This is a genomic window from Marinilabilia sp. (genome assembly GCF_016278715.1).
Classification (GTDB): domain Bacteria; phylum Bacteroidota; class Bacteroidia; order Bacteroidales; family Marinilabiliaceae; genus Marinilabilia.
On record NZ_JADQBH010000256.1, the window covers coordinates 1 to 5,376 of the forward strand.

A 5,376-nucleotide genomic window follows, 5' to 3' on the forward strand; every position below is an offset into this window, starting at 1 on the left:
AATGCAGTTAAGTTTTCCGGCTTAAACTCATTAAACTGGCTATAGAGGGTATCAACGCGACTTTTCTTCTCGATAATGGAATGTTTAATTTCCTCAAGCACTTTGCTGTAATTCTCCTTGTTTTTCTCTGCCTTTTCTGATTCAGAGCCAATTTTTTCCTGCTCGTTTTCCAGTTCCTTGATTTCATTACTGATGACCTCATGCTTTTTGAAAGCCTCTGTAACCTGTTCTTCTTTATCGAATGAAAACTGAGTCCACTGAAACTTCTCACGGTGCTGTTTGATTTGTTCGGTGAGCAGATTCAGGTTGGCTGTATATTTTTTCCGGTCTTTAGAGATGGTTTCTATTCTGTCGGAGATTCGCAGAAGTGTGGTTTCTGTCTCGGAAAGTTGTTTGGTTTGTTCCTCGTTTTTTAGTCGGTCCTTTTTTATTTTCTCCAGTTTTTCAGACAGGTCGTCTGCTTCCAAAATATTGGGATGATGCTCTGAACCACAGAGAGGACAGGGTTTTCCATCAGTGAGTTCGTGCGCGAACTTTTGCAGTTGTTGTTGCACTTGTACCTGGTGCCAGTCAGCCTCCAGTTGTTTTTTATTTTCCTCCAGCTGCTTTTTTTCAGACGAAATCGATGCCTGCAACGTTTTTATGAGGTTGGCGACAGGTTCTTCAGCAGGAATGTTGCGATTTACTGCAATTTTTATGACTTGAGCAGATTCATTCTTTTCAGCAATTGAAACTTCATTTAGCAGGTCATTCGTCTCTTTCTGACTTCCCGATAGTTGTTTGATTTGCGAAAACCAATCCCGCACATCGGATAATATTTTGAGGTCGGGCAGTTGTTTTTTCTTAGCGTTCAGGAGTTCTTTGTTGTTTTTCAGACGGTCTTTCAATTTTTCTAAAACAACAAGATTTTCCTCCACCATTGTGGCGCCTTTCTTCCGTCGCTCCTGTTCTTTGGCAATTTCGGCTTCCAATTGCCGTAAAGTGCTCATTTTTTCAAATTCTTCGGCTTCACGGAGCCATTTGTCCCGGTTCGACCATTGTTGGCGGGTTTTAGCAAAAACTTCGTTCAGATTTTTCAGTCTTTCCCGGAGTTTTTGTAATTCCTCTGTTTCTGTCTTTTGCTCCTTTTCAATGTTGTTGTGGTCTTGGGTCAGTCGGTCGGCCCTTTCCAGCGGAGAGCGAAATATGCGCGAAAACGTTTCATATTCTTTCAGTTCCTTTTCCAACCCGTCTATTTGTTCTTTCTCTTTCAGAAGGTTGGTTTGGCGGGCTTTGGTTTCATTGATTTTGTTTTGTATTTCCCGGACTCCCTCTTCTGCCTTGATTTGTTTCTGAAGATTGGTTACTGTCTCATTCGCTTGTTTAAGTTCTTCACCCGTGGTCTTGATTTTTGTTTCCAGCCCCTCTATTTCCTCAGGATTGATGGTTCCTAGGCTTTCCAGCCTGGTAGTGAGTTCCACAAGGTTCAATTCATTGTTGCGTTGCATCTCTGCAACACGTCCGAAGAGTTCAAATTTGTTTAGGTTGAACAGCTCCCGCAGCATGTCGGTTCTCTCTTTCGAACCAAGCTGCAAAAACTCCTGAAATTTGCCCTGTGGAATGATGATGGTTCGATGAAAGTTGTTGTAATTGAGGCCGGTTATTTCTTCGGCAGAATCTTCCGGAATGCTTTCCCATTCTCCGTTTTTCAAGTGATAAGCCGTTCGGTCAAGTTTTTTAACATCCTCAAATTTTTTGCTGTTGCGCCGCCCCTGAACCATAAAACGATAGGTTTCTCCTCCCGAGGTAAACTCAAAATCGATTTTCAGTTCGTTCGATTTGAGGTTCATCATATTGTAGTTGCGGTTGTCGCGTGCATTGAGGCGTTCCGATTGACCAAACAATGCAAAGGAAACGGCCTCCAGAATGGTGGATTTTCCGCTTCCCACGCTTCCAAAGATGCCAAATAAACCGGCCTCCGTCAGGGTGCTGAAATCGATGGTCTGTTCCTGCTGATAAGAATATATGCCTTGTAGGGTAAGTCTTTTTGGTATCATGGTGATTATGGTTTAAAAGGTAAAATGGTGTAATGGTGTAATGGTGAAATGGTTGGAGGGAATGCGGCATGGAGCATGGGGCAAAGTGCATGGGGCAAAGTGCATGGAGCTAGGGGCCTGGTGCAAAGAGGCAAAAATCAGAGCTCAAACCTGCAACACGAAACCTGCAACTCTCAACACAAAACCCAAAACTCAAAACCCAGAACTCAAAACTCTCAACGCGCCCCCACAATCTCCTTAAACAACTCCTTAATTCGTTCATTCGGTTTCTGACCCTTGGCATGGACGAAAAAATCATCAAACAAATCGTTCATGCTTTTGGCCAGGTCAATGTCGGGCCCTTGCCCAAGAGGGGATGTGACAGTGTTTTTCACCTCTGGGATAATTGTTACGATACCGTCATGAACATTGTACAGTCTTTTGCGGTCTTCGGTTTTCAGGTAGGTGTCTGAGACAATGGTTAGTTCCACAAACATATTGGGATTGTCGGTCAGCCATTCTACTGCTGCATCAATATCCTCAAAACGTTTTCGCTGTAATCGTCGTCCGCTTTTGATGGGGATTTTTTTTACCGAAACCGGTTTTCCCGGCTCTGCATCAATCATAGCCACATGTTTTTCCTGATTGGCTTCGGCAAAACTGTAGGAGAGGGGACTACCTGAATAAATCACAGGGCACGCGGCCCCACTAATTTCCTGATAGCGGTGAAGGTGTCCCAATGCCACATATTGAATGTTTTCGGGGATGTCTGATGTAAAAACCGGTTGTGCCCCGCCTACATAAAGTATGGGTTTCTCATCTTCGGGCTCTTCCTGTATCTCCCCGCCCTCTTTCATCATAAACAGGTGCGTCATTAAAAGATTGATGCCTTTATTATCGCAAAAGTCATTCGCTGTTCTTTGCCAGGATTCTTTCAAAAGAGTCCGCAGGGATTCCTCCTTTTTATCTGGGTTGAGGAAGGTTTTTAGCCGCAACTCGTTCGCATAGGGGGTGGTGATGATTCGAAGCGGGACAGGATTGTCCGGCAGAATGATTTCTATGAATCCGGCCGCACTTTGGGTGATTTTCAAACCCGTTTCCAGGCTGAAAGGTTGAATCCTGGAATTGGGGAATCCGGCGAAGATAATTCCGCATTCCCGTGCCAGGGGGTCCGGAGCCTCAATGCGGTCGGGCGAATCGTGATTCCCGGCAATTGCAATAACTGGTCTGTGGCCGTTGTTGCTGAGACGTTTTAGTGATTTGTAGAATAAATCCACGGCTTCAGTGGAGGGATTAAATGTATCGAATAAATCGCCTGCAACAACAATGGCTTCTGCGTTCTCTTCATCCGCAATGGAGCAGATTTCATTCAATACCTCTTTTTGTTCTTCCAGCCGGGAAAAGCTTTCGAGCCGTTTGCCCAGATGCCAGTCGGATGTATGGAGAATTCTCATGGTTGAGTTGATTTTAATGGTCGGTTTCACAAAGATAATTTTTTTGGGGGGATGAGTGTTTATTGCCCCAGACTGTTGCATTCAATGTTGCAGCCTGTCTTTTATATATTATAAAGATAGTAACACTAATTTCTTGGGTTGGAAGTGTTTTGAAAAAATCTGTTCGTTTGAAAACCAGATGTTTCGACTACGCTCAATATGACACTTTTTTGTGTTTTGTACTTTTTGTATAACTCCCTCAATATCCTGCTAAGGCCCGTCATTACGAATGTCCAACTCAATTAGATTTTGAGGCATAATGGGAATATGACAAGCAGAGATGCTCAATGTTAAAACTATAGGAAAGGTTATTCGTTGAGCAGGTGCGGCGGATCGGAATCCGCCGCACCTAATCTGTCATTGGTAGTGTCTACCTCAAAAAAAAATGAGGAATAATCGGGCTATGATAGACCTGGCTCGTTCACGTAGGGGGCAAACTTGAAATAACCCCGGGTTATCGACCCGGGGGAGATTGGGCAAAATGAACCAGGTCCCCGAAAGGGTGCCAACTATTAACTGTGTGATTTTTTATTTATTACAAAAATCTGTCTTTGGCAACCTAGTGAAGCAATCTCAATCCTTTAACCGGACACGAATTATAATTTATGAATAATCCAGTTTTATGACAATAATGACTTTTTTTAATAAAAAACTTGCACTCACAGAAAAAATGTATTTACTTTGTGAGTGAATACTAACAAACCAAATTTACAAAATGCTTTCAGAACGTCAGGAACAAATTATTGAGGCTTCCATCGGGTTAATAGACCGGCTGGGGATTCAGGGGTTTACCATTAAAAATCTCTCGAAGGAGATTGGAATATCCGAGCCTGCAATTTATCGTCATTTCGATAGTAAAATGGAAATACTGGCAACCATTCTTGACGGGTTCCTGCAGCGTGTCAGTCTCTATCACAAGGAGAAATCTGCTGCTCAACTTCCGGCAAGGGAACGGATGGAACTCTTTTTTAAAATGATATTTAATGTTTTTGCTGATAACCCAACGCTGATTTCAGTCATTTTTGCCGAGGAGATTTTCAGAAACGAGCCGGCATTGAGCCAAAAAGTGATGGAGATTCAGCAGATTAATGAGAAAGAGCTTGGTGCCATTATTTCTGAAATTGCTTTAAAAGAGGATTTGACAGGTACGCCTGTTGAAACGTTGGTAATGATGTTTTTCGGCCCGGTAAGGTTGTTGGCGCGGAAATGGAAAATGCAGGATTGCCGGTTCGATTTGCGTGAAGAAGGAGACCAGTTGATTCAAACAATAATAAAAATGATTTCATTATGAAGATTACAAAAGTAAGCGAAGCGCCCATTAAAGAGACCCCGCATAAGGTAGATACGCGTCCTGTTTATGATGATGAGACTGCGCAGGCTGTGCATATTCGACTGGAACCGGGAGAGACTTTAAAACCACATATTACTCCGGTGGATGTTTTCTTTTACATCCTGGAGGGTACGCCCAATGTCCATATTGGAGAAGAGAAAGAAATGGTTCAGGCCGACTGGGTTATTGAAAGTCCTAAGGATATTGTGCATTATTTGTCCAATACTTCCGATAAGCCTGCTCGCATTTTGGTGGTAAAAGCGCCAAAACCAACGAAGCAAACCAAATTGTTGTAAAATCATTAGTGACCTAAATATTTACCCAACAGGGATTTCATCCCTTAAACCCTGAATTACTTTTTTGTCTTGATACAAAAAAGTAATCAAAAAAGGTCAAGACTGAGCCAGCTTACGCTCTAAAAACTACGGTTCTTTTATCGAAATCGTCAAAACTCATCTCGTTTGCTGCGCGCACGAGATTCAAACAGAGACGATTTTACGATAAAACAACCTTGTTTTTAGGCTTACCTGCCAAGGTC

Annotated in this window: 4 protein-coding genes; 2 read left to right on the forward strand and 2 right to left on the reverse strand. The window is 42.9% G+C overall.

Annotated features, from left to right (window positions below):
• Together QZZ43_RS15785 and QZZ43_RS15790 are read right to left on the reverse strand one after the other, a co-directional pair.
• A partial coding sequence (locus tag QZZ43_RS15785) for an AAA family ATPase (RefSeq protein ID WP_291861400.1) occupies positions 1 to 2,036 on the reverse strand: 2,036 nt, incomplete at its 3' end.
• Positions 2,037 to 2,251: 215 nt separating this feature from the next.
• Positions 2,252 to 3,499: an exonuclease subunit SbcD gene (locus tag QZZ43_RS15790; RefSeq protein ID WP_291861402.1), complete on the reverse strand. Its 1,248-nt coding sequence runs from the start codon at positions 3,497 to 3,499 to the stop codon at positions 2,252 to 2,254.
• A gap of 724 nt (positions 3,500 to 4,223) precedes the next feature.
• Between QZZ43_RS15790 and QZZ43_RS15795 the strand changes: the two genes are divergently transcribed.
• Entirely contained in the window at positions 4,224 to 4,799 is a 576-nt protein-coding gene (locus tag QZZ43_RS15795; protein ID WP_291861404.1) for a TetR/AcrR family transcriptional regulator, read from the forward strand.
• Complete coding sequence (locus tag QZZ43_RS15800; RefSeq protein ID WP_291861406.1) at positions 4,796 to 5,134, forward strand: cupin domain-containing protein; 339 nt, start codon at positions 4,796 to 4,798, stop codon at positions 5,132 to 5,134. The genes QZZ43_RS15795 and QZZ43_RS15800 overlap by 4 nt, the downstream gene beginning before the upstream one ends.
• The last annotated feature ends 242 nt before the right edge of the window (positions 5,135 to 5,376 follow it).

What these genes read in the sequence shown, in the direction of transcription:
- QZZ43_RS15800 (WP_291861406.1), top strand. Translation starts at nt 4,796, where the DNA reads ATGAAGATTACAAAAGTAAGCGAAGCGCCCATTAAAGAGACCCCGCAT.
- QZZ43_RS15795 (WP_291861404.1), top strand. Translation starts at nt 4,224, where the DNA reads ATGCTTTCAGAACGTCAGGAACAAATTATTGAGGCTTCCATCGGGTTA.